This is a genomic window from Nocardia sp. NPDC060259 (assembly GCF_042728775.1).
GTDB lineage: Bacteria > Actinomycetota > Actinomycetes > Mycobacteriales > Mycobacteriaceae > Nocardia.
Genome location: NZ_JBHXAY010000007.1, coordinates 29,981 through 52,040, shown reverse-complemented (window position 1 = coordinate 52,040; position 22,060 = coordinate 29,981). Strand labels below are relative to the sequence as shown.

20 protein-coding genes and 1 tRNA gene are annotated in these 22,060 nt (G+C 69.0%); 12 read left to right on the top strand and 9 right to left on the bottom strand.

All coding sequences use genetic code 11. The annotated features are described in order from the left end of the window. The first annotated feature begins 229 nt into the window (after positions 1-229). The 5 genes from ACFWF2_RS05325 to ACFWF2_RS05305 all read left to right on the top strand — a co-directional run bounded on the left by ACFWF2_RS05325 (position 230) and on the right by ACFWF2_RS05305 (position 6,272). Positions 230-1,321: a TauD/TfdA family dioxygenase gene (locus tag ACFWF2_RS05325; RefSeq protein ID WP_379304829.1), complete on the top strand. Its 1,092-nt coding sequence runs from the start codon at positions 230-232 to the stop codon at positions 1,319-1,321. Next, complete coding sequence (locus tag ACFWF2_RS05320; RefSeq protein ID WP_379304827.1) at positions 1,293-2,303, top strand: ornithine cyclodeaminase family protein; 1,011 nt, start codon at positions 1,293-1,295, stop codon at positions 2,301-2,303. The genes ACFWF2_RS05325 and ACFWF2_RS05320 overlap by 29 nt, the downstream gene beginning before the upstream one ends. After that, positions 2,294-3,709, top strand: coding sequence for an alanine racemase (locus tag ACFWF2_RS05315; RefSeq protein ID WP_379304825.1), 1,416 nt, complete (start codon positions 2,294-2,296; stop codon positions 3,707-3,709). The genes ACFWF2_RS05320 and ACFWF2_RS05315 overlap by 10 nt, the downstream gene beginning before the upstream one ends. A gap of 36 nt (positions 3,710-3,745) precedes the next feature. Further along, positions 3,746-4,780 (top strand): PLP-dependent cysteine synthase family protein, encoded by a 1,035-nt coding sequence (locus ACFWF2_RS05310; protein WP_379304823.1) that lies wholly within the window; start codon positions 3,746-3,748, stop codon positions 4,778-4,780. A 103-nt stretch (positions 4,781-4,883) separates the two neighbouring features. Then, complete coding sequence (locus ACFWF2_RS05305) at positions 4,884-6,272, top strand: MATE family efflux transporter (protein WP_379304964.1); 1,389 nt, start codon at positions 4,884-4,886, stop codon at positions 6,270-6,272. Positions 6,273-6,315: 43 nt separating this feature from the next. Here ACFWF2_RS05305 and ACFWF2_RS05300 read toward each other — a convergent pair whose 3' ends face one another. From ACFWF2_RS05300 to mfd, 4 genes are all read right to left on the bottom strand, one after another. Further along, positions 6,316-6,891 (bottom strand): TerD family protein, encoded by a 576-nt coding sequence (locus tag ACFWF2_RS05300; RefSeq protein ID WP_189026033.1) that lies wholly within the window; start codon positions 6,889-6,891, stop codon positions 6,316-6,318. A gap of 1 nt (position 6,892) precedes the next feature. After that, positions 6,893-7,372, bottom strand: coding sequence for a hypothetical protein (locus tag ACFWF2_RS05295; protein ID WP_379304821.1), 480 nt, complete (start codon positions 7,370-7,372; stop codon positions 6,893-6,895). A gap of 173 nt (positions 7,373-7,545) precedes the next feature. After that, positions 7,546-8,253, bottom strand: a complete 708-nt coding sequence (locus ACFWF2_RS05290; protein WP_379304819.1) for a MazG family protein — start codon at positions 8,251-8,253, stop codon at positions 7,546-7,548. Continuing rightward, a complete protein-coding gene (gene mfd, locus ACFWF2_RS05285; protein WP_379304817.1) occupies positions 8,253-11,864 on the bottom strand; it encodes a transcription-repair coupling factor in 3,612 nt (1,203 codons plus the stop codon). The genes ACFWF2_RS05290 and mfd overlap by 1 nt, the downstream gene beginning before the upstream one ends. Positions 11,865-12,014: 150 nt before the next feature. On the opposite strand from mfd, the gene ACFWF2_RS05280 reads away from it, so the two are divergent. Continuing rightward, positions 12,015-12,638, top strand: coding sequence for a TIGR03085 family metal-binding protein (locus ACFWF2_RS05280; RefSeq protein ID WP_379304815.1), 624 nt, complete (start codon positions 12,015-12,017; stop codon positions 12,636-12,638). Here the strand turns inward: ACFWF2_RS05280 and ACFWF2_RS05275 are convergent. Both ACFWF2_RS05275 and ACFWF2_RS05270 read right to left on the bottom strand, forming a co-directional pair. Beyond that, positions 12,635-13,282 carry a TetR family transcriptional regulator gene (locus tag ACFWF2_RS05275; protein ID WP_379304813.1) on the bottom strand — a complete coding sequence of 216 codons (648 nt, stop codon included), beginning with the start codon at positions 13,280-13,282 and terminating at the stop codon, positions 12,635-12,637. The genes ACFWF2_RS05280 and ACFWF2_RS05275 overlap by 4 nt on opposite strands. A 170-nt stretch (positions 13,283-13,452) precedes the next feature. Continuing rightward, positions 13,453-14,079: a TetR/AcrR family transcriptional regulator gene (locus ACFWF2_RS05270; protein WP_379304811.1), complete on the bottom strand. Its 627-nt coding sequence runs from the start codon at positions 14,077-14,079 to the stop codon at positions 13,453-13,455. A gap of 225 nt (positions 14,080-14,304) precedes the next feature. On the opposite strand from ACFWF2_RS05270, the gene ACFWF2_RS05265 reads away from it, so the two are divergent. The 6 genes from ACFWF2_RS05265 to ACFWF2_RS05240 all read left to right on the top strand — a co-directional run bounded on the left by ACFWF2_RS05265 (position 14,305) and on the right by ACFWF2_RS05240 (position 18,719). After that, positions 14,305-14,375: transfer RNA gene (locus ACFWF2_RS05265), tRNA-Gln, on the top strand. 90 nt (positions 14,376-14,465) lie between these two features. Beyond that, positions 14,466-15,956 carry a bifunctional UDP-N-acetylglucosamine diphosphorylase/glucosamine-1-phosphate N-acetyltransferase GlmU gene (glmU, locus tag ACFWF2_RS05260; protein WP_379304809.1) on the top strand — a complete coding sequence of 497 codons (1,491 nt, stop codon included), beginning with the start codon at positions 14,466-14,468 and terminating at the stop codon, positions 15,954-15,956. Next, positions 15,953-16,933: a ribose-phosphate diphosphokinase gene (locus tag ACFWF2_RS05255; RefSeq protein ID WP_379028460.1), complete on the top strand. Its 981-nt coding sequence runs from the start codon at positions 15,953-15,955 to the stop codon at positions 16,931-16,933. Before glmU ends, ACFWF2_RS05255 begins: the two co-directional genes overlap by 4 nt. A 108-nt stretch (positions 16,934-17,041) precedes the next feature. Beyond that, the gene (locus ACFWF2_RS05250; RefSeq protein ID WP_379304806.1) at positions 17,042-17,623 is read left to right on the top strand and encodes a hypothetical protein; all 582 of its coding nucleotides are present in this window, start codon (positions 17,042-17,044) and stop codon (positions 17,621-17,623) included. A gap of 23 nt (positions 17,624-17,646) precedes the next feature. Next, positions 17,647-18,291 carry a DUF2461 domain-containing protein gene (locus ACFWF2_RS05245; protein WP_379304804.1) on the top strand — a complete coding sequence of 215 codons (645 nt, stop codon included), beginning with the start codon at positions 17,647-17,649 and terminating at the stop codon, positions 18,289-18,291. Positions 18,292-18,344: 53 nt separating this feature from the next. Continuing rightward, entirely contained in the window at positions 18,345-18,719 is a 375-nt protein-coding gene (locus ACFWF2_RS05240) for a hypothetical protein (RefSeq protein WP_379304802.1), read from the top strand. A gap of 3 nt (positions 18,720-18,722) precedes the next feature. On the opposite strand, the gene egtD is transcribed toward ACFWF2_RS05240, so the two are convergent. From egtD to egtB, 3 genes are read right to left on the bottom strand one after another with little or no spacing between them, the layout of a single operon-like run. Then, complete coding sequence (egtD, locus tag ACFWF2_RS05235; RefSeq protein WP_379304800.1) at positions 18,723-19,694, bottom strand: L-histidine N(alpha)-methyltransferase; 972 nt, start codon at positions 19,692-19,694, stop codon at positions 18,723-18,725. Then, the gene (locus ACFWF2_RS05230; RefSeq protein ID WP_379304798.1) at positions 19,691-20,680 is read right to left on the bottom strand and encodes a class II glutamine amidotransferase; all 990 of its coding nucleotides are present in this window, start codon (positions 20,678-20,680) and stop codon (positions 19,691-19,693) included. The genes egtD and ACFWF2_RS05230 overlap by 4 nt, the downstream gene beginning before the upstream one ends. A gap of 55 nt (positions 20,681-20,735) precedes the next feature. After that, positions 20,736-22,028, bottom strand: coding sequence for an ergothioneine biosynthesis protein EgtB (egtB, locus tag ACFWF2_RS05225; protein WP_379304962.1), 1,293 nt, complete (start codon positions 22,026-22,028; stop codon positions 20,736-20,738). Between the last annotated feature and the right edge of the window lie 32 nt (positions 22,029-22,060).

Genomic DNA, 22,060 nt, shown 5'->3' with positions numbered 1-22,060 from the left:
GCGACCGTCGCCGAACCGCAGCCGGGCTGGACACCCCCCGAATGTCGCCCCTTCGGACACTTCGGGTAAAACACCGTGTTATATGAATTAGCTATTTCTCAGCTGATATCTTAGGTAAGTCTTGCCTAATTAGAAAACAAGCACTACCTTCGCTCATCGAGTCTCCGATCACCCGTGTTCGACCGATGCGAAGAAGGGAAGGCCGGTGAAAAGCGTTCTGTCCGAACGTATGACACTTCACCTGCACGACATCGAACATCGCGAGCTACCGCCCGACGCCGCCACGGCCGTCCGCGCGCTCGCGACCGACATCCGACACCGATTAGGTGACGCACCCCACACCGAGACCTTGCACGACCCCGTGCTGCTGGCCCAGGTGCGCGACCGCGCCGCCGAACTCCCCGACGCCGTCCGCCACGCCGTGCGACCGCCCGCCACCGCGGCGGGCGCCACCGTCGTGCGGGGCCTGTGCGTCGACGACGCCGAATTCGGCCCGACCCCGCCGCACTGGCAGGCCGCGGCCACCGCGGCGGCCGACCCACGGCACACCGGCTCGCTCGAACTCGACATCGCGCTGCTGCTGCTGGCACGGTGCGCGGGCGAGCCGTTCGGGTGGCAGGGCCAGCAGAACGGCAGGCTGGTCAACAACATCCTGCCCGCCGTCGGCCACGAGGACGAGCAGTCCGGCGCGAGCAGCTCCACCTTGCTCAGCCCGCACAGCGAGGACGCCTTCCACGCCGCGCGGGCGAACCTGCTGATGCTGACCTGCCTGCGCAATCCCGACCGGGTCGCGACCACGGTGTCGTCGGTGGGTCAGGTGCGGTTGCCCGAGGAGGATCTGCGCGCGCTCGCCGTGCCGACGGTGCCGATCCTGCCCGACGTGTCCTACGGCACCGATTTCGATCAGCCCGCACCCGCGCTGCCGACCATCTGGTTCGACGAAACAGGTAGTCCCACACTGCGTTACGATCCCGCCTATACCCCGCTCGACGATGCCGACCCGGTATTCAGAGCGGCCTATGCCCGCCTCACCGCCGAGCTCGCCCGGGTCTGCCACGCGCCCGCGCTGGCTCCGGGAGAGGTCCTGCTGGTGGACAACGACGTCGCCGTCCACGGCCGGGTGCCGTTCCGCGCCCGCTACGACGGCACCGATCGCTGGCTCAAACGCGTCAATGTCCGGTTGCCCGAACGTCGCAGGCGCCCGCAGGAGTCGTCCGAGAATGGGTATGGGCAACAGGTGGTCGCGCCGTTCCGGGCGAGCACTGATCGGACAGCAGAGCGGGGCAGGACAGATGAACGAGGATCCGTTGAACAACCGTGACCGGAGCATCCCGCTGCGGGTGCTCTCGCGCAGCGACCTGGCCGACGTGCCGATCACCCCGGCGGAGGTGGTCAGGGCCGTCGAGGAGGCGTATCTCGCCTTCGCGGCAGGCGAATCCGACAACCCGCGCAAGCTGAGCGTCGCCGATCCCGGCGGTTCCTCGGTGTCCTACGCGATGCTCGGCCGCGACGGCAGGCGCCGGGTGGTTGCCATGAAGACCTCCTACAAGTTCGATCCCGGCCACGACCGCAGCACCAAGCGGTACTACACCACCATCACCCTCTACGACGACACCACCGGCGCGCCCATCGCGATGATGGACTGCGCGCGGGTCGGCGCCTTACGCACGCCCGCGGTGTCGGCACTGCTGGTGCGCGAGACCGTGCGACGGGGTGCGGAGAGCGCGCTGCTCATCGGCACCGGCACCCAGGGCCGCAACGCCCTGCCGCACCTGCTGGCGGTGAATCCGCAGCTGCGCAAGCTGATGGTGTTCGGCACCCATCCGGAGGGTTTGGCCGCGGTACACACCCATCTCGCCGACGCGGCGCCGCACGCGCTGCTCGAGGTGGTCGACGATCCGTACGCGGCGGCCGCCACCGCCGACGTGGTGCTGGCGACCGCGGGGCCCGGCACCGAGGTCGCCCTCGAATCCGCCCATCTCGCACCGGGTTCGGTGGCGGTGCTGGTCGGTTACGGGCTCGCGCCGTCGACCCTGGTCGAGGCCGACCGGGTGGTCGCCACCAGCGCCGCGCAGATGGCGCTGACCGGCACCGATATGGCCGGGCCGGACGGGACGCTGCGCAGCGTCGATGCCGAACTGCCGCAGATCCTCACCCGCAGCACACCCGCACGGCGCAGCGAGGATGAGAAGATCTTCGTCTACAACAGTGGGCTGGTGCTCACCGATATCGCGGTCGCGCACGCGCTGGCGGCCCGTGCCATCGCCGAGGGACGGGGTACCGAGGTGCCGTTGTGGGACTGACGGACGCCGGTTCCGGTGGCGGCGTCGGTGGTTCGTCCGCCGACGCCGCCGTCCTGCGTCGGGCGGGTGAGCCGCAGCCGGGTCATGATCGGCCGGCGCACTGTGCGCCGCCGATGCCCGCTCGGATCGGCGTGGTGGAACACCGGCTGCTCGAGGCTCCGCGGCTGCTCGGCGATATCGCGGAGGTTGTCGGCGGACCCTTCCACGTGATGTTTCCCGACCGGGTCGCGATGAACATCAACGCCTTCCATGCCGCGTTCACCGACGCCGGAGTCGACGGGTTCGTGTACTTCGGGAAGAAGGCGAACAAGGCGGCGTGCGTGGCCAGGGCCTGTGCCGAGAACGGCGCCGGCATCGATGTCGCCAGTATCGGTGAGCTGGTCGCGGCGCTGGCGCAGGGAGTGCGCGGCGAGGATCTGATGGTGACCGGGCCCGCGAAGTCCGACGAGCTGTTGTGGCTGGCGGCGCGGCACCGGGCGCTGATCGCGATCGACGCGCTCGACGAGCTCGATCGGCTCACCGAACTCGGGGTACCTGCCCGCATCCTGCTGCGGGTGCTGCCCGGCGGCTCGACCAGCCGTTTCGGTCTAGACCCCGTCGAGTTGGAACAGGCCGTGCAGGCGGTGGCCGTCGAAGGCCCGATCACGCTGTCCGGCTTCAGCTTTCATTTGTCCGGCTATGACGCCATGGCCCGTGCCGAGCAGGCTGTCGCACTGGTCGGGCACTGTCTGCGGGCACGGGCGGACGGTCACCCGGCCGACACGATCTCGATCGGCGGCGGGTTCGGGGTGAACTACCTCGATGCCGACGCGTGGGCGCGGTTCCAGGACAACCTGAGCGAAAGCTGGTTCCATGCCGACCAGCCCACCGGTGGCTACTACCCGTATCACTTCCCGGCCCCGGGCGCGGACATGCTGACCGCGATCCTCATCCACAACGATCTGGCAGGACTGGTGCGCGACAACGGGATCCGTCTCGCGGTCGAGCCGGGCCGGGCGCTACTGGACCGGGCGGGTAGTTCCGTGTTCCGCGTCCAAGGCGTGAAAACCCGTACCGCACAGAGCGAACCGTACGACATCCTCACCGTCGACGGCACCAGCCTGAGCCTGTCCGAGCAGTGGTTCGCCAGCGAATACCTGCCCGATCCCGTGCTGTGGCCGCCACGATCCGGCCATCGCACCCCCACCTGTGTCGGCGCCACCACCTGCCTGGAGTCCGACCTGCTGAGCAGGCGGCGGATCCCGCTGCCGCGTCGCGCCCGCGTCGGCGATCTGCTGATCTACCCGAACACCGCCGGGTATCAGATGGACTCCAACGAGTCCCCGTTCCACGAACTCCCGCTCCCGCCCAAGGTCGTGGTGCGCGAGGCAGGCGACCGGTTGCGCTGGAGTATGGACGCCCGCTGATCCACCCGAGCTCCCAATCCGATGGAGGAATTTCCCATGGCTCTCGTCACGCGCGTGACGGATCTGATCGGCCGCACTCCCCTGTTCGAACTCGCCGTCACCGACTCCGGTACCCGGCTGCTGCTCAAGCTCGAACAGTTCAATCCGACCGGCGCCGCCAAGATCAGAATGGCCAGGTCGATGGTGCTCGACGCGGAGCGGCGAGGTTTGCTGCGCGATGGCGGGCATATCATCGAGTCGACGTCCGGCAACACCGGGCTCGGCTTGGCGGTGGTCGCGGCCGAACGTGGCTATCGATTCACCGCCGTGGTCGACAACCACGCATGTAAGGACAAACTGCGCGCGATGCGGGCCATGGGCACCGACCTGGTGTTCGTCGCCGACGACGGTGACGACGAGCTGGCCACCTCGGCACGAGAGGACCTCGCCGAGGCGATGGCGGCCGCCCGCGACGACGCCTACTTCACCGAACAGCACAACAACGACGCCAATGCCGTCGGCTACTACGCGGTGGCCGAGGAATTGCTGGCCGAGGTCGAGCGGGTCGACATCCTGCTCTCGGCGGTCGGCACCGGCGGCTCGCTGTTCGGCACGGCCACCCGGCTGCGCGAGCTCGGCCTGCCCGCCCGGGTGATCGGCGTCGAGCCGGTCGGTTCCATCGCCTTCGGCGGCGAGGGCGGCCCGTACTGGCAGTCGGGCACCGGGACCCCGCCCGGCGCGACCATCGGCACCGCCGTCGACTACTCCCAGCTCGACGAGGGCGTGAAGGTCGGCGATGTCGACGCCTTCGCCACCGCGCGCGCCGTCGCCAGGACACACGGTCTGCTGATCGGCGGTTCGGCGGGCGGTTCGGTGCACAATGCCTTGGCGCGGCTCGAGGAATTCCCGGCCGGGTCGACCGTGGTCACCATCGTGTGCGACGGTGGCGAGAAGTACCTCGACACCGTGTTCGACGACGACTGGATGGCCGCGCGCGACCTGCTCGACCCCGCCGCCGAATGCGAGATCACCACGCTGCTGCGCCGCTACTCGCCGCTGCGGCGCCACGACGAACTGCTGGAGGTCAGGTGAGCGCGATCGCGCGCCACACGAGCAGCCGCCCCGGGGCGACCCGGAGCCTGCGGGTCGGCGCCCAGGGGCGCCACCTGTGGAACCGTCCCGGAGCGGGCGGGTGATCGGCACGCGGGCGGACAGCGGCGCACTGGCCAGGCTGGCGACGCCGATCGCGTTGACGCAGCTGGCGCAGATCGCGGTCTCGACCACCAACCTCGCGCTGATGGGCACGCTCGGGGTGGCCGAGGTCGCCGCCGGTGGCCTGGCGCTGGTGCTGTTCAACCAGATCCGCACCATGTGCGTCGGGTTGATCACCGGCACCGGCAATCAGATCGCCGGGGCGCTCGGCGCGGCGGGGAAGCGCGGCGACTCGGCCGACGACGAGGTGCGCGGCGTGGTGCGCGCGGCGTTCGTCATCGCCACCATCGCGGGTCTGCTCGGTGGGGCCCTGCTGATCGGGCTCGGCTGGGCGCTGTCGTGGCTGGGCCAGGACGAGGGCGTGCTCGCCCTCGCCAGGCCGATGATGATCGCGCTGGCGCCCGGCCTGCTGCCGTGTCTGTGGTTCCAGGTGCTGCGCCAGTACACCGTCGGCATGCAGCGACCGCAGGCGCTGCTGCTGGTGACGCTCGGTTCGGTCGCGCTGAACCTGGTGCTCGCGCTGACCTTCATCCACGGCTGGGCCGGGATTCCGGCGAGCGGCCTGACCGGCGTCGGCATCGCGACCTCGCTGGTCTTCCTGATCACCTTCGCGGTGTTCTGGGCGATGGTGCGCCACGACGAGCGACTCGGCCCGACACTGCCGTCCACGCCGTGGCCGGTGCGCTGGGCGACCGTGCGCGAGGAATTGCGCCTCGGCACCCCCATCGCGCTGACCTACGGGTCGGAAGCGGGCATGTTCTCGGTGCTGGCACTGGTGATGGGCAGCTTCGGGCCTGCCGCGCTGGCCGCGCACAATGTCGTCTACCAGATCATCTACATCGTGTTCCAGGTGGCGATCGGCATCTCGCACGGTGCGTCGATCCTGGTCAGCCACGCCGTGTCGCGCGACGAGTACAGCCACGCCAAGAACCTGGCCTGGGTGGCGCTGCGGCACGCGGGCATCGTCGCCGCGGTCACCGGCGTGGTCTATGTTGCCGCGCCGAACCTGGTGCTCGCGCCGTTCCTCGACTCCGGCGACACCGACACGATCGCCATCGCGCACACGCTGCTGCTCATCGGCATCGTCCTGCAATTCTTCGACGCCGCGCAGAACATCGGTACCGGCCTGCTGCGCGGGCTCAAGGAGACCTCGGCGGGCTTCCGGCTGTCGCTGGTCGGCTACTGGGGCGTCGGCCTCCCCGCGGCCCTGCTGTTCGCGTTCCCGCTCGGCCTGGGCGCGGCCGGCGTGTGGTGGGGCCTCACGGCAGGCCTGGCCACCACCGCGGCGCTCATGCTGCGCAAGTACTTCGCCCTGCTCGACCAGGCGAGCACCGCGCGTCCCCTGCGGGTGCCTGCCACTCAATCGCGCTGACAACACGGCCCCGGTTCCGAGTGGAGCCGGGGCCGTGTTCGTCTCAGATATTCACGCCGTAGTCGCGGGCGATGCCCGCCAGGCCGGAGGCGTAGCCCTGGCCGATCGCGCGGAACTTCCACTCGTTGTTGTGGCGGTACAGCTCGCCGAAGACCATGGCGGTCTCGGTGGAGGCGTCCTCGGACAGGTCGTAGCGGGCCAGCTCGACGCCGGTGTTGGCGTCGGTGACGCGGATGTAGGCGTTGCGGATCTGGCCGAAGGACTGGCCGCGGGCCTGGGCGTCGTGGATCGACACCGGGAAGAAGATGTTGGTGATCGTCGGCGGGGTGGCGGCCAGGTCGACGTTGATCACCTCGTCGTCGCCGTCGCCCGCGCCGGTCAGGTTGTCACCGGTGTGCTCGATGGTGCCTTCCGGCGAGCGCAGGTTGTTGTAGAAGATGAAGTGCTGGTCGGAGAGCACTTTCAGGTTGGCGCCGGTCGCCAGCGCGCTGGCGTCGAGGTCGTGATCGGCGCCGGTCGTCGTCCGCACGTCCCAGCCCAGACCCACCGCCACCTTGGTGAGGTTGTCGGTCTGCTTCGACAGCGAGACATTGCCGCCCTTGGCGAGCGTGACAGTCATTTCAGTTTCCTTTCTCTGCCCAGGTCCGCAGGGTTTCGACCCGGCCCTCCAGTGCGCGCAGTTCGGACTCGTCGAGCACGGTGCGCTGAATGCCACGGTCCACCGCGAAGGCCGACTGGCGATGGTCGTCGATCACGTCCACATCGAGCTGCACGGCGGTGTAGTCGTCCGCCGCAGGCATCTGCTCGGCGATCACCTTCGCCCGTCCGCGCGCGCACAGCGCGACATTGCCGCCGCCCAGGATCAGCAGCGCCACCTCGGGCTGGGCCCGCAGCCGGGCCAGCGAACCGCGATCGGACTTGAGGCTGATGAGAATCCGCCGGTCGCCCGCGCGCACCGGCCACGAGACGGGAATCGCGTGCGGCGCGGGATCGGTCGTGACCAGCACCGCGATCGTCTCCTGCGGCCACACCGGCAACACGTCGAGCTCAGGGTGATCGGTCGCGTAATCCTGCTCGGCCGGATCGACTTCTGTTGCCATCTACCTCACCTCGACGATCGTCGGACACCACGTGGCCCGCCGCGAACGGCGAGCGCACCCCCGAGTCTAAAGCGGTGTGCCACATGCCCGCTGGCTCGCGCCGGATTGTCCGGCAGATCTCAGCAACGTCTCAGCCGTCACCCGCGCGCACTTTTCGATTAGCTGACCGGTAACTACTTCGGCCAGTAGGCGCGCCATTCCTGCGCCGTCAACGAGAGACGTTCGCCACGTGCGGATTCCGCGGCGTCCTCAGCGGCGCGGATGGCGGTGGCGAAGTCGAGGGTGGCCTTACGCAGGCGTTCCTCGGCGGAATCCGGCCCACCGAGCTCGACTACGCGCAGCGTGCCGGGGACCAGATCGTCGGGCAGGCCCGCCAGGGAACTGCGCGAGCGGACCTTTTCGGCCAGCGCCAGCGCGGGCTGGGCCATGGCGATGCCGTCGAGGCAGGAGCGGCGCGACTTCTCCGCGGATTTGCGCTCCTCCCACGCCTTTTCCTGGGCGGCGATCTTGTCGGCCACCGAGGTGCCCGCCGGCAGGTCGGCCGCGGTCAGGTGCGGGCTGCGGTTGACCAGCTTGCCGACCAGCGTCGCTGCCACCTCGTCGACGGTGAATTCGCCTGCGGCTTCGGCGATCCGGGAATGGAACAGCACCTGCAGCAGCAGGTCGCCGAGTTCTTCCTTGATGGTCTCGTAGTCGCCCGCCTGGATGGCGTCGAGCAGCTCGTAGGTCTCCTCGAGCAGGTAGGGCCGCAGCGAGTCGTGGGTCTGGGTGGTCTCCCAGCCGCCGAAATGCCACAGCCGGTCCATCACCTCGACCGCTCCGGCGAGTCCGGCCGCGACGACGGCGGTGTCGGCCGCCTCCTGGGTAGCCTCGCCGCCCATCAGACCGGCGTCGCTTCCGTCGGCACCGAAAGATCCACCATGCCTTGCGGTTTGCCGTCCAGCGCGAGCAGCAGATCGGCGACGAACTGCAGCACGGTGACATCGCGCACCCGGTCGGCGCCGACGCTGTCGGTGACCCGGGGCAGCGGCAACTGCACCAGGCCGCTGGCCGCGCGGTAGGTCGCGCTCGGGTAGAGCCGCTTGAGCCGGAGCTGTTTGGAATCGGGCAGATTCAGCGGCGCGATCTTGAGTGTCGTTCCGGTGACCACGATCTCGGACACGTCGTAGGCGCGGGCGAGCAGGCGCAGCTTGGCCACCGACACCAGCCTGCCGACCTCCACGGGCAGCGGGCCGTACCGGTCGACGAGCTCCTCCACGACCGCGGCCAGCGCCGGATCGTCCTGCGCGGCGGCGAGTTTGCGGTAGGCCTCGAGCCGCAGCCGGTCGCTGGCGATGTAGTCGGGCGGGATGTGCGCGTCCACCGGCAGGTCGATGCGCACCTCTTTGTTCTCCTCGGTGACGATCGGCTTGCCGTCGGCGGCCGCGCGATACGCCTCGACGGCCTCGCCGACCAGGCGCACGTACAGGTCGAAGCCGACGCCAGCCACATGGCCGGACTGCTCGGCGCCGAGCACATTGCCCGCGCCGCGGATCTCGAGGTCCTTCATCGCCACGGCCATGCCCGCGCCGAGGTCGGAGTTCTGGGCGATGGTGGCCAGGCGGTCGTAGGCGGTCTCGGTGAGCGGCTTCTCCGGCGGGTACAGGAAGTAGGCGTAGCCGCGCTCGCGGGACCGGCCGACGCGGCCGCGCAGCTGGTGCAGCTGCGACAGGCCGAGGGAGTCCGCGCGTTCCACGAGGAGGGTGTTGGCGTTGGAGATGTCGAGGCCGGTCTCGATGATCGTGGTGCAGACCAGCACGTCGTATTCGCGCTGCCAGAAACCCTGCACGGTGCGCTCTAGCTGGTCCTCGTTCATCTGGCCGTGCGCGACGACCACGCGTGCCTCGGGCACCAGGTCGCGAATCTTCTTGGCCGCCTTGTCGATCGAGGACACCCGGTTGTGCACGTAGAACACCTGACCGTCGCGCATCAGCTCACGGCGGATGGCGGCGGTGACCTGCTTGTCGTTGTAGGCGCCGACATAGGTGAGGACGGGGTGCCGTTCCTCGGGCGGGGTGAGGATGGTCGACATCTCGCGGATGCCCGCCAGGCTCATCTCCAGGGTGCGCGGGATCGGGGTGGCCGACATGGTGAGCACGTCGACGTGGGTGCGCAGGGCCTTGATGTGTTCCTTGTGCTCGACGCCGAAGCGCTGCTCCTCGTCGACGATGACCAGGCCGAGGTCCTTCCAGCGCACGCCGGTCTGCAACAGCCGGTGCGTGCCGACCACGATGTCGACCGCGCCGTCGGCCATCCCGGCCATGATCTCCTTGGACTCGGCCGCGTCGGTGAACCGCGACAGGCCCTTCACCGTCACCGGGAAACCGGCGACCCGCTCGGTGAAGGTCTGCAGGTGCTGCTGGGCCAGCAGGGTGGTCGGTACCAGCACGACGACCTGCTTGCCGTCCTGGACCGCCTTGAACGCGGCGCGCACGGCGATCTCGGTCTTGCCGTAGCCGACGTCGCCGCACACCACGCGGTCCATCGGGACCGCCTTCTCCATGTCGGCCTTGACGTCGGTGATGGCCGTCATCTGGTCGACGGTCTCGGTGAACGCGAACGCGTCCTCCATCTCCTGCTGCCACGGTGTATCCGGGGCGAAGGCGTGACCCGGCGCCGCCTGGCGGGCCGCGTAGAGCTGCACCAGCTCGCCCGCGATCTCGCGAACGGCCTTGCGTGCCTTGCGTTTCGTGTTCGCCCAGTCGGAACCGCCGAGCTTGGACAGGCTCGGCAGTTCGCCGCCGACGTAGCGGGAGAGCTGGTCGAGCGATTCCATCGGCACGAACAGCCGGTCGCCGGGCTGGCCGCGCTTGCCCGGCGCGTACTCGATGACGAGGTACTCGCGGCGGGCGCCGCCGATGGTGCGCTCGATCATCTCCACGAAGCGGCCGATGCCGTGCTGGTCGTGTACGACCATGTCGCCCGCGGTGAGCGCGAGCGGGTCGACCTGGTTGCGGCGCTTGGCAGGTAGTCGCTTGCCCTCGGTGGGGGCGGTGACCCGGTTGCCTGTCAGATCGGATTCGGCGACGACCACCAGGCTCGCGTCGTCGAAGATCAGGCCGTCGTGCAGCGAACCGCACAGCACACCGACCACACCCGGCTCCGGCACCGCGCCCGCCGCCAGGGCCGCTGCCGGCACCTCGGCGTCGGCGAGGCGTTCCAGAATGCGTTGCGCCGTACCGTGTCCGGTCACCACGACGACCGCGCGACCGCCGGTGGCCACGTGCGCGCGCAGCGACGCGAACATGGTCGCGACCAGTTCCTCGGACCCGCGTGCGGTAGGACCGGCCATTACAGGCAGGTTCACCTCCACCGGATCGCCGGAGCTGAGCGGGCTCAGCGTCCACCACGGCAACCCGAGTTCGTCGGCGCTGGTGTGCAGTTCGGGCAGGCTGCGGTAGCCGGAGGCGGCCAGGTCGAGGCCATGCGCGCCCAGTGGCGCGTCGCTTCCGAAAGACGCGGCGGTCCACGAGGCTTCGAGGAATTCCTCACCGGTGCGCACGAGATCGGCGGCGCGGGTGCGGATCTTCTCCGGATCGCACAGCAGCAGGTGGGTGCCTGCGGGCAGGGCCTCGGTGAGCAGGCTCAGCTTGCCGGGCGCGAGCACCGGAAGCAGGGCTTCCATGCCGTCGACCGGGATGCCCTCGGCGATCTTGTCCAGCATCTCGACCAGGGCGGCATCGGCCGCGTTGTCGGCGGCGACGGCGGCGGCGCGTTCGCGCACCGGCTCGGTGAGCAGCAGTTCGCGACAGGGCGGCGCGACGATGGTGTCGAGGGTGTGCTCGCTCAGCGAGCGCTGATCGGCCACCGAGAACGGGCGCAGCTCGGTGACCTCGTCGCCCCAGAACTCCACGCGCACAGGGTGATCCGCGGTCGGTGGGAACAGGTCGAGGATGCCGCCGCGCACCGCGAACTCGCCGCGCTTGCCGACCATGTCGACCCGGGTGTAGGCGAATTCCACCAGGCGGGCGAGCAGGGCGTCGAAGTCGTAGTCGGCGCCGACGCGCAGCACGATCGGTTCGATATCGCCGAGACCCGCCGTCATCGGCTGCATCAGCGAGCGCACCGTGGTCACCACGACGCGCAGCGGCTCCGGAAAGACCGGGTCGTCGGGGTGGGCCAGCCTGCGCAGTACCTCGAGCCTGCGGCCCACCGTGTCGGGGCCGGGCGAGAGCCGTTCGTGCGGCAGCGTCTCCCAGGACGGGAACATCGCCACCGACGGACCGAGCATCTCGGCCAGCTCGACGGTCAGGTCGTCGGCCTCGCGGCCGGTCGCGGTGACAACGACCAGCGACTGCTGGGCCGCGATCGTCCCGGCGACGAACGGGCGCACCGCCGAGGGCGCGACCAGTTCCACCCCGGACTTGCCGACCAGGTCGGCAACCGTCCGCAGCGCGGCGTCACCCCCAGCCGCCTCGGCCAGACCGGCGAGCGGAGGACGAAGGGAGGACATGAACGCTCCTGATACGCAGACGGGATGTTCCGGGTCGAGTCTAATCACCGGCCCCGACACGTTCGGCGCACGCCTCCCGCCCCGCCGCGGTGAGGTCTCGGGTCGCGCCCGACGAGGTGATGTCCCCCGCGCACGCGTACCGTCGAGGTCGTGAGTCTGGCTCAGCGGGAACGCCACGCCCTGGTGGCGACAATGATCGAAGCGGGCCCGTCGGCCCCGACCCTGTGCGGTACCTGGACGGTGCACGACCTGGCCGCCCATCTGGTGGTCAGGGAGCGCAGGCCGGATGCCTCACTGGGCATCCTGGTGAAGCCGCTGGCCGGATACCTCGACGCGGCCCAGGACAAGATCGCGCAGCGCCCCTTCGCCGAACTCGCCGAACTGGTCCGCACCGGACCGCCCTGGTGGTCACCGCTGCGGCCGGTCGACGCGTTCGCCAACCTCACCGAGATGTTCGTGCATCACGAGGACGTCCGCCGCGCCGAACCCGGTTGGACGCCACGGGAATTGGCGGCGAGCGACGAGTCGCGGCTGTGGTCGGCGCTGCGCGCGGTCGCCCGTGCCGCCTATCGCAAGGCACCCGTCGCGGTGGCGCTGGCGACGCCGGACGGCGACCGGATCACCGCGCACAAGGCGCCCGGTGCCGAGGTCGTGCTCACCGGCAAGCCGTCGGAGCTGTTGCTGCACGCGTTCGGCCGCAACGAGGTCAGGATCGAGACCACCGGCGACGAGGCCGACATCCGCGCGGTGCTCGCCACCGACCGCAGCGTCTAGAGCACGTAGCGGCGCAGGCGGCGGGCGGCGAACTCGCGGAAGTACGACAGCTTCTCCGGCGGCACGATCGAGGGCAGCAGGAAGTACCAGGCACGTTCCATCCTGGCCGCCATCTCGTCCATCGACTCGGTGCCGACGGCCACGATGTGCACGCCCGCCGTCAGCTCGTGCAGCAGCAGGCCGACCACGTCGGCGTCCAGATCGGCGTTCAGATCGCCCTGGGCGATGGCACGCTCGGCCAGCACCCGGTACGTCTCACTCCAGACCTTGGCGATGTTGTCGCCCTGGGCGCCGCGATAGTCGCCGATCTGATGGTTGAGCTTGAGCATCGCCCCGACCATCGGATCGTTCATCGACAGGTCGGCCACCACGTAGGTGATCCCGATGCACGCCTCCAGCGCGGGTACCCGGGAATCGAAGAATCCCTGACACGAGCCGATCAGGCGCTCGTTGCCCTGATCGACCACCGCCCTGGCCAGCTCCTCCTTGGAGCCGAAGTGAAAGTACAAGGCGCCCTTGGTCACATTGGACTGCGCGATGATTTCGCTGAGGCTCGCGTTGGCGTAGCCCAAACGGAGAAAGACATCGGCAGCGCCAGCAAGGACGGAGTCGCGGGTGATCTCCGCGCGCGCTTGCCTAGCCATCAGATCCGCCTGTCATCCAATAATCCAGCCATCCTGAAGTAGACCGACATCCCGAAGTTTGATCGACATACCGCCCGGCAGCACCCAAAAGGATGGGTGAACCGTACCACCAGGCGGCTACGGGGCAGCCGAATCCTGGATTCACTGTGGCAGTAGGCGCTATCGTCCGGTTACCCCGCCGATCCGCCTGCCTGCCCGGTATTCCATTCGGAGCTGAGCCCCGGTTCGGCTTCCAAGTGGCTCAATCCGTTCCAGCACAGATTGACCAGATGCGCCGCGACCACTTCTTTCGGTGGTTCACGCTCGTCGAGCCACCACGTCGCGGCGGTGGACACCATGCCGACGAGTGCCTGCGCGTAGAGCGGGGCGAGGCTGGTGTCGAGATCACGGCGAGCGAAATCGCTCGCCAGCAGGTGGGCGACCTGATTGACGGCCTCGTTGAGCAGGCTCGAATAGCGGCCGTCGGCATTGGCGGCCGGCTGATCGCGCACCAGGATCCGGAAGCCGTCGGTGCGCTCCTCGATGTAGGTGAGCAGCGCCAGCGCCACCTGCTCCAGCCGGACCCGCGAGCGATTCTGGGTGAGCGAGGAGGTGATCATGTCCAGCAGCATCGACATCTCGCGGTCGACGACCACCGCGTAGAGCCCCTCCTTGCCGCCGAAATGCTCGTAGACCACCGGCTTGGACACCTGCGCACGCTGCGCGATCTCCTCGATCGATGTCGCGTCATACCCCCGCTCGGCGAATAACGCGCGACCGATCTCGATCAGCTGCTGCCGCCGCTGCGTACCCGTCATCCTTGGCCTGATGGGACGCCCCGACTCGGTCGAAGACATGAGCTCCCCCGCCTCTCCGTGCTTTCGGTTCATCAGATCTGTACGTGCGTTCCAGAAGGCTAACAACGGGTCGCGCCGCGGCCACGACAGGCACACACAAGATTCGCCCCCGAGCGGGGAGATGTGCGAGGATCTAGGCCGTGCCGTAGCACAGTGGTGGGCTCTCACGGCCCACTGGTGTGGCGATCCGCCGTAGTGTAATGGCAGCACCTCTGATTTTGGTTCAGATAGTTCAGGTTCGAGTCCTGGCGGCGGAGCACACGGACACAGTGACGTATCGTCGGCCCGCACCATCACCGACCGAACCCGCCACAGCACACTCGCTGACAGGCAGCCGAGGGAGATCCATGCCACCGCAGACCGCCGTCGTCGTTCTCGCAGCAGGTGCTGGGACGCGAATGCGGTCGAAGACTCCGAAAGTGCTGCATCCGTTAGCAGGCCGGTCGATGCTCTCGCACGCGCTGCACGCCGCCGCCGAGATCGATCCGACCCACCTGATCACCGTGGTCGGCCATGACCGCGACAAGGTCGGCGCCGCCGTCGCCGAGGTGGGCAAGGAACTCGGTCGCGAGATCGTCAGCGCGGTGCAGGAGGAGCAGCTCGGTACCGGCCACGCGGTGCAGTGCGCACTGAGCTCGGTGCCCGCGGACTTCGACGGCGATCTGCTCGTCACCTCGGCCGATGTGCCGCTGCTTGACGGGCACACGCTCGCCGCGCTGCTCGACGAGCACCGCAGCTACGCCGAACGGCCCGCCGTCACCGTGCTGACCTTCGTCCCCGACGACCCCAACGGCTACGGCCGGATCGTGCGCGACGCCGACGGCCAGGTCGCCGAGATCGTCGAGCACGCCGACGCGACGCCCGCCCAGGCCAAGATCAAAGAGGTCAACTCCGGCGTCTACGCCTTCGACGCCTCCGTGCTGCGCACCATGATCGGACGGCTGTCCACCGCCAACGCCCAGCACGAGCTCTACCTGACCGACGTGCTGCGGCTGGCCCGCGAAGCCGGGCATCCGGTGCACGGCGCGCGACTCGTCGACTCCAACAAGGTGACCGGGGTCAACGACCGGGTGCAGCTGTCCGAGGCGGGCGCCACCCTCAACCGGTACATCCTCGAACGGCACATGCGCGCGGGCGTCACGATCATCGATCCGGCGACGACCTGGATCGACGCGACCGTGCGGATCGGGCGCGACGCCGTGCTCCGTCCCGGCACCCAGCTGTTCGGCGAGACCCACATCGGCGAGGACGCCGAGATCGGGCCGGACACCACGCTGACCGACGTCGTCGTCGGCGCCGGCGCGAGCGTCGTACGTACACACGGCGAGCGCGCCGAGATCGGTGACGGCGCGACCATCGGCCCCTTCAGTTACCTGCGCCCTGGCACCGTGGTCGGCGACGCGGGCAAGCTCGGCGCCTTCGTCGAAACCAAGAACGCCACGATCGGAGCGCACTCGAAGGTGCCGCACCTGACCTACGTCGGCGACGCGACGATCGGCGAGCACAGCAACATCGGCGCTTCCAGCGTCTTTGTGAACTATGACGGCGTCAACAAGCATCACACTGTGGTCGGTTCCCACGTGCGGACCGGTAGCGACACCATGTTCATCGCCCCGGTCACCGTGGGTGACGGAGCCTATACCGGAGCGGGTACTGTGCTGCGTAGAAGCGTTCCACCGGGGGCACTGGCCGTGTCGGGTGGGCCACAGCGCATCATTGAGAACTGGGTGCAGCGTTACCGTCCAGGAACCGCTGCGGCGCGCGCGGCGGCGGATGCCATCGCGGCAAACGAGACGTCTGATCAGACAATCGAGCAAAAGGATGGCAACCAGCAGTGACCGCGTTCTCGATCGACAACCAGAAGAACTTGATGCTCTTCGCCGGCCGGTCACATCCTGAGCTGGCCGAGCAGGTCGCCAAGGAACTGGATGTCGACATCACGCCGCAGACTGCGCGCGATTTCGCCAACGGCGAGATCTTCGTTCGGTTCGAGGAGTCGGTGCGCGGTTCCGACGCCTTCGTGCTGCAGAGCTTCCCCGCTCCGCTGAACCAGTGGCTGATGGAACAGCTGATCATGATCGACGCGCTCAAGCGTGGTTCGGCCAAGCGGATCACAGCGGTGCTGCCGTTCTACCCGTACGCGCGCCAGGACAAGAAGCACCGCGGCCGCGAGCCGATCTCGGCCCGCCTCGTCGCCGACCTGCTCAAGACCGCGGGCGCCGACCGCATCATCACCGTCGACCTGCACACCGATCAGATCCAGGGCTTCTTCGACGGCCCCGTCGATCACATGCACGCGCTGGTGCAGCTCTCGGAGTACATCCGCACCAACTACCAGTCGGACAACCTGGCCGTCGTCTCCCCCGACGCCGGTCGCGTGAAGGTCGCCGAGAAGTGGGCCGACTCGCTCGGCGGCACGCCGCTGGCGTTCATCCACAAGACCCGCGACCCGCTGGTGCCCAACCAGGTGAAGTCCAACCGCGTCGTCGGTGACGTCGAAGGCCGCACCTGCGTGCTGATCGACGACATGATCGACACCGGTGGCACCATCGCGGGCGCGGTCAAGGTGCTCAAGGAGGCCGGCGCGGGCGATGTCATCATCGCCGCCACGCACGGCGTGCTGAGCGACCCGGCCGCCGAGCGCCTGGCCAACTGTGGTGCCAGGGAAGTCGTCATCACCAACACCCTGCCGATCAGCGAGGAGAAGAAGTTCCCCACGCTGACCGTGCTGTCCATCGCGCCGCTGCTGGCGCGCACCATCCGCGAGGTCTTCGAGAACGGCTCGGTCACCGGCCTGTTCAACGGCAACGCGTGAACTGACGCTCTTACGGAACGGCCCTTCGGCAGCAGCTGAGGGGCCGTTTCTGGTGTGTGGACCGCTTGCGTGGTAGGCATGGAATCCAGGCCATTCGAGGGGGAGAACATGGGGATCGAACCGGAACGCCGGGTAGAGCTCAGTAAGGATCGGGTGCAGGACGCGCCCGAGTCATCCGCGCCGCCGCCCGCGCCGCCCGCGCCGACCGAGCGGATGTGGGTGGACGACGCCCCGCCCGCCGAGCTGCCTGCCCCCGCGCCCGCGCAGCCCGAGCTGCCGTGGGCCGGGATCGAACGGCCGGCGCCGCCGGTCGAGCTGCCGCCGTATCCGCCGCCACCGCCCGGGCCGGTCTATCCGCAGGCGTATCCCGTTCCAGGCCGGGTCGGTTATGGCGCGCCGCGGTATCCGCTGCCCTATCAGCCCATGCCGATGCAGCGCTACGGGTATGCCGACACCACACCCATCTGGTCGATCATCAGCTTCTGCTGTGTCGCGGCGTCGGTGGTCGGCGGGGCGATGCTGTGCGGGTTGCCGATCCTGGTGACCGCGCCGACCGGGATCGTGCTCGGGCTCGTCGGGCACGCCAAGGGCGAGCAGATGGGTAAATGGGCGGCGATCGCCAACGGCGTCGTCGCGGCGCTGGCCGCGCTGGCCGTCGTGCTGTTCGTGGTGGCGCTCGGCAGTCTCTGACCGGCACGGGCGATACTGCATCGATGGACGCTTTCACCGGGTTCCCGCTGGCGGCCCTCGACTTCTACGAGGACCTCGAGGCCGACAATTCCAAAGCATTCTGGACCGCGCACAAGCAGACCTACGACGAGGCGGTGCGCGCGCCGATGACCGCGCTCGCCGCCGAACTCGAACCGGAGTTCGGGCAGGCCAAGATCTTCCGGCCCTACCGCGACGTCCGCTTCTCCGCCGACAAGACGCCGTACAAGAACCATCAGGGCGCGGTGGCGGGCACGGCGCCCGGTGTCGGCTGGTACGTGCAGATCAACGCGGCGGGGCTGTTCGTCGCGGGCGGCTGCTACCAGATGTCGCCCGCGGCGCTGGCGACGCTGCGGGCCACCATCGACGACGACGTCCGTGGCGCCGAACTCGAGGCGATCCTCACGGCGGCGACCGCAGCGGGTTACACCATCGGCGGTGACCGCCTCAAGACCAAGCCCAAGGGCTACGCCATCGACCATCCCCGCATCGAACTGCTGCGGCACAAATCGCTCATCGCGAGCCGCGAGTTCGGCGCGCCCGACTGGCTGACGACCCCGGCGGCGGCCACCGAGATCCGGCAGGCGTGGACCGAACTGCGGCCGCTGGTCGAGTGGTTCACCGGCGTCTTCGAGGGCATCGAGCACTGACCGCCGGGCGTGGCTACGGTGACTGACGCCGACCGGAGGCCGATACTGGGCCTATGAGCCGTGAACCACTGGACATGGACATGGGCGACGACGATCAGGCCGACGACATCGTCGAATACGAGCGGTACGTCGAGGACCCGCCGGAGGACTACGTGATCCGCAATCACGAAGCCGACGCCGACGGCTTCCTCGGCATCAACGAGGAAGTCGGCGAGGAGTGGACCGAGAACGGCGCTGCCCGCGAGGCGGTCCACGAGGACGAACGCCCCGCCGAGGTCTCCGCCGTCCGGATAGTCAGCGACGACGGCGTCGACGGTGACCTCTACGACGAGGACGCGATCGACGGCGAAGAAGGCGTCGAACGCGATCTCGAGGGCGACGAGAACCTCACCGCGGGCGAGTACCTCGCCGACGAGCTCGACCTGTAGCCCTCAGCGTCGTTCGGCCAGGACCAAGGCGAACCGGTCGTCCTGGTCGGTCCAGGTGTGTGCCGTGGTGAAGCCGGCGGCGTCGAGTTCCGCGTGCAGGCCGTCGGGGCGGAACTTGGCGGAGATCTCGGTGCGCATCTGCTCGCCCGCCGCGAAGTCGACGGTCAGGTCCAGGTCGGCGACGGTGGCGGTCATCGCCTCGGTGGCGCGCAGGCGCATCTCGATCCACTCGTTCTCGGCGTCCCACAGGGCGATGTGCTCGAACTTGTCCGGGTCGAAATCGGCGCCGAGACGGTGGTTGAGCACGTGCAGGACGTTGCGGTTGAATTCGGCGGTGACACCGGCGGCGTCGTCGTAGGCGGGGACGAGGACGGCCGGGTCGATCACCAGGCCCGCGCCGAGCAGCAGCAGCTCGCCGGGTTCGAGCACCTCGTTGATACCGGACAGGAACTCGGCGCGCTCGGCGGGCACCAGGTTGCCGATCGTGCCGCCGAGGAAGGCGATCATCCGGCGGCCACCACGGGGGAGATTGTGCAGGGTGTCGGTGAAGTCGCTGACGACGCCGTGCACGGCCAGATTCGGGTACTCGGTCGCGATCTCGACCGCCGCGCCACGCAGCGCCGAGGCCGAGACATCCTGCGGTACATACGTTTTCAGCGAGCCTTCGGCGGTGAGCGCGTCGAGCAGCAGGCGGGTCTTCGCGGCCGAACCTGACCCGAGTTCCACCAGTACCTCGGGGTGGGCGGCCGCGGCGATCTCGCCGACGACTCGCCGCAGCAAGGCCCGCTCGGTGCGGGTCGGGTAGTACTCGGGCAGTTCGGTGATCTGTTCGAACAGCTCGCTGCCGCGGGCATCGTAGAACCATTTGGGCGGCAGGGATTTCGGCGTGGCGGTGAGGCCGGTGCGGGCGTCGGTGCGCAAGGCCGCGGTGAGATCGTCGTCGGTGAGATGGATGTCCAGCAGCGGCGCGGTCATGAACGGACCCTTTCGGTGACGGGAAGCTCGAGAGCGGTGATGGTGCAGTGGCCGGGGTCCGCGATCACCAGTCGGCGATCGGGGACCGGCTGCCACCGTGGATCGGCGTCGTACGGTTCGGAGCACAGCACGGTGTAGTCGTCGGCGACGAGGACCGACAGCGAGTGCCAGCAGGTGGTGGCCCACAGCTGTGTCCCGTTGCCGAGCAACAGGTTCAGGCGGGCGCTGGGCTGGTGGCGCAACACCGCGGCGGTCAGCAAGCGCAATGCGTCGGCTGCGTCGGCGATCGGGCCGCCGGGTCGGATCGCGCCGAGCAGTCCGCGAAGCAGCACCCACAGGGCCGCGGAATCGGTCAGCGCCTCGGCCTGCAACAGTGCCGCGGCCGAACCGAACAGGGGTGTGACATCGGCGCGGATCCGCACTGAATCGACGGACGACGCTGCACCGGCCTTCTGCCCGCCAGAAGACGACCCGGCAGGCGAATCCGATTGCACCGCACCATTTCCCTGTGCGTGAGGCACACCGGCGGGCACACCGAATCCTGACGCGGGGGCCAGTATCTCGTCCAGGTCGGCGAGTACGAGCGCCAGTGTTGTCCGCCAGTCGGGGACGACACCGTTGTGGCTGAAGGCCCAGTGCTCATCGACGAACGGCGCACAGGCCGCGCGCTCCACCGGCATACCGACAGTGGCCGACCGGACGGAGGCGAGCACTGCGCGCGATTCCAACTGACCGAGGACCTCGCCCACGGCCGGGTCGGTCCAGATGGGAGCCGCGTTGCGGTAGCGGGTGACCGCGTCACGCGCGCCTTCGACGCCCACATCGGCCCGGCGCCACCAGGCGACGCCGAAACCGTCGGCATTGATCGTGCCGCCTGCCCGCATATCGGTGGGCGCCCAGGATTGCTGGTAGAGCGAGTGGGAGCCGCGCACGACCAACTCACCGACCGGCACCGGCGGGCCGAGATATCCGAGGTGTCTGCACATCAGCGATCGCCCGCCCGTCGTGCGGTCCGGGAACGACCGACGTTGTTCCCGGACATCAGCCTTCGTCCTCACGCAAGTCGCGGGCCAGCCGGAATCCGGCGAAGATCTGACGGCGGATCGGGTGGTCCCAGTTGCGGAAGGTGCCGCGGCAAGCGACCTCGTCGGTGCCGAACGAGCCGCCGCGCAGGATGCGGTAGTCACCGCCGAAGAAGACCTCCGAGTACTCGCGGTACGGGAACGCGCGGAACCCCGGGTACGCCTCGAAACCCGAAGCGCACCATTCCCAGACGTCGCCGATCAGCTGATGCACGCCGGTCGCCGACACACCGGCCGGGTACGCGCCGACGTCGGCGGGCTCGAGATGCCGCTGACCGAGATTGGCCAGGCGCTCGTCCGGCGTGTCCTCGCCCCACGGATAGCGCCGCGACGCACCGGTGGCCGGATCGAACCTGGCCGCCTTCTCCCATTCGGCTTCGGTCGGCAATCGCTTGCCCGCCCAGCGCGCGTACGCCTCGGCCTCGAACCAGCACACGTGCACCACCGGCTGCCTTGGCCGCAGCGGTGCGCTGACACCGAAGGCCCGGCGCGTCCACTGCGCGCCGTCACGCTCCCAGAACTGTGGTGCGACGAGCCCGGCCTCATGCCGATGCGCCCAGCCCCGATCAGACCACAGTTCGGGCCGCTCGTAGCCGCCGTCGGCGATGAAGGCCAGGTACTGCTCGTTGGTCACCGGCGCGACATCGATGGCGAAGCCGGGCACGTGCACCGGGTGGGCGGGGCGTTCGTTGTCCAGCGCCCACGGGTCGGCGGAGGTGCCCATCAGGAATTCACCTGCGGGAACGACGACTTCGCCGCCGATCAGCGCCTGCGCGGCGGGTGGGGACGGCGCGGACAGCACCGGCGCGCCGAGGCGCAGCTGGTGGGTGGCGAGCATGGTCTCGTCGTGCTGCTGTTCGTGCTGGGCGATCATGCCGAACGCGAAGCCGTTGTCCACCAGTGGATCACCGGATAATGCGCTGGAACCCAGGACGTCCCAAACCTTCTCGCGCACCGTGCCGACATAGCCGCGCGCCTGATCGGGATTCAGCAGCGGCAGCGCGGGACGGTTCGCGCGGGCGTGCTTGAACGCGTCGTAGAGCTCGTCGATATCGGCCCGGACGGCCTCGCGGCCGCCGACATCGCGGACCAGCCAGAGTTCTTCCTGATTGCCGATGTGCGCGAGGTCCCAGACCAGCGGGCTCATCAGGGGCGAATGCTGGGCGACGAGGTCGGCCTCCTCGACGCTGTCGGTGAGGGTGGCGGTGCGGCGGCGGGCACGCTGCAGGACCTCGGCGATCCGGTCGCGCATGCGGTCGCGGCTGCTGTGGTCGGCGGGGGCGG

Excerpts from the sequence above, each read along its gene's own strand:
- ACFWF2_RS05325 (WP_379304829.1), top strand. The coding sequence starts at position 230 with ATGACACTTCACCTGCACGACATCGAACATCGCGAGCTACCGCCCGAC.
- ACFWF2_RS05320 (WP_379304827.1), top strand. The coding sequence starts at position 1,293 with ATGAACGAGGATCCGTTGAACAACCGTGACCGGAGCATCCCGCTGCGG.
- ACFWF2_RS05310 (WP_379304823.1), top strand. The coding sequence starts at position 3,746 with ATGGCTCTCGTCACGCGCGTGACGGATCTGATCGGCCGCACTCCCCTG.
- ACFWF2_RS05300 (WP_189026033.1), bottom strand. The coding sequence starts at position 6,891 with ATGACTGTCACGCTCGCCAAGGGCGGCAATGTCTCGCTGTCGAAGCAG.
- ACFWF2_RS05295 (WP_379304821.1), bottom strand. The coding sequence starts at position 7,372 with ATGGCAACAGAAGTCGATCCGGCCGAGCAGGATTACGCGACCGATCAC.
- ACFWF2_RS05290 (WP_379304819.1), bottom strand. The coding sequence starts at position 8,253 with ATGGGCGGCGAGGCTACCCAGGAGGCGGCCGACACCGCCGTCGTCGCG.
- mfd (WP_379304817.1), bottom strand. The coding sequence starts at position 11,864 with ATGTCCTCCCTTCGTCCTCCGCTCGCCGGTCTGGCCGAGGCGGCTGGG.
- ACFWF2_RS05275 (WP_379304813.1), bottom strand. The coding sequence starts at position 13,282 with ATGGCTAGGCAAGCGCGCGCGGAGATCACCCGCGACTCCGTCCTTGCT.
- ACFWF2_RS05270 (WP_379304811.1), bottom strand. The coding sequence starts at position 14,079 with ATGACGGGTACGCAGCGGCGGCAGCAGCTGATCGAGATCGGTCGCGCG.
- glmU (WP_379304809.1), top strand. The coding sequence starts at position 14,466 with ATGCCACCGCAGACCGCCGTCGTCGTTCTCGCAGCAGGTGCTGGGACG.
- ACFWF2_RS05250 (WP_379304806.1), top strand. The coding sequence starts at position 17,042 with ATGGGGATCGAACCGGAACGCCGGGTAGAGCTCAGTAAGGATCGGGTG.
- ACFWF2_RS05245 (WP_379304804.1), top strand. The coding sequence starts at position 17,647 with ATGGACGCTTTCACCGGGTTCCCGCTGGCGGCCCTCGACTTCTACGAG.
- ACFWF2_RS05240 (WP_379304802.1), top strand. The coding sequence starts at position 18,345 with ATGAGCCGTGAACCACTGGACATGGACATGGGCGACGACGATCAGGCC.
- egtD (WP_379304800.1), bottom strand. The coding sequence starts at position 19,694 with ATGACCGCGCCGCTGCTGGACATCCATCTCACCGACGACGATCTCACC.
- ACFWF2_RS05230 (WP_379304798.1), bottom strand. The coding sequence starts at position 20,680 with ATGTGCAGACACCTCGGATATCTCGGCCCGCCGGTGCCGGTCGGTGAG.
- egtB (WP_379304962.1), bottom strand. The coding sequence starts at position 22,028 with ATGCGCGACCGGATCGCCGAGGTCCTGCAGCGTGCCCGCCGCCGCACC.